Here is a 636-nt window from a genome sequence, read left to right as displayed (position 1 = left end):
TTTGAAGACGGAGTGCAGGTTGTTGAACAATCGGACTGGAAGGCCGCTTGATGATATTTTGCTCATACACCAGAATTGACAATAACTCTCGGGCAAATACACCTACCTGAGAAATTTAAATTTTCTAAACTAAGCTCTCTCAAACGAGGAGCTGGAAATGAAATCAAAAGAAGATTATTGGGAACGCTTATTCACTGGTTATGAGCGAAGTGGATTATCGCAAGAAGATTTCTGTCATGCGCAAGGAATTCCCATTGAAAAATTCAAATATCAATGGCGTAAAAAATTTGGGTCAAGAAGTAACAAGGCCAAATCACAAACTGGTTTTGATAAACCCATTCGCTTTGAACCGGTGCTGATTAGCAATAAGGACGCTGTACACCAGGAGCCTGCAAAGAGCCAATCAATATTTATCCAATTTCCCAATCAGATTCGTTGTGAAGTAAGAGTGGATATAAAGAGTAAGGATTTCTCCTCCTTACTCCATCAATTGAGGTTGTTATGCTGATTCCAGAAAAAGTACAGGTTCATTTATATTGCGGCATAACGGACATGAGGAAATCGATTAATACCCTGGCGATATTAGTCAAAGAAGTCTTTGGTATGGAGCTTGAATCAGGGCATCTATTTTTATTT

The 636-nt window shown here is 38.8% G+C and carries 2 protein-coding genes; both read left to right on the top strand.

Annotated features, from left to right (window positions below):
- Window positions 1–157: 157 nt before the first annotated feature.
- Window positions 158–508 (top strand): IS66 family insertion sequence element accessory protein TnpA, encoded by a 351-nt coding sequence (gene tnpA, locus Lfee_RS07340; RefSeq protein ID WP_058445379.1) that lies wholly within the window; start codon window positions 158–160, stop codon window positions 506–508.
- The coding region (gene tnpB, locus Lfee_RS17880; protein WP_162262670.1) for an IS66 family insertion sequence element accessory protein TnpB at window positions 502–636 on the top strand (135 nt) is incomplete at its 3' end. The genes tnpA and tnpB, both read left to right, overlap by 7 nt.

It is taken from the genome of Legionella feeleii (assembly GCF_001467625.1).
In the GTDB taxonomy this organism is placed as follows: Bacteria; Pseudomonadota; Gammaproteobacteria; order Legionellales; family Legionellaceae; genus Tatlockia; species Tatlockia feeleii.
Note: the sequence above shows the minus strand (reverse complement) of the source record. Positions and strands in the feature narration are given on the sequence as shown.

Excerpts from the sequence above, each read along its gene's own strand:
- tnpA (WP_058445379.1), top strand. The coding sequence starts at position 158 with ATGAAATCAAAAGAAGATTATTGGGAACGCTTATTCACTGGTTATGAG.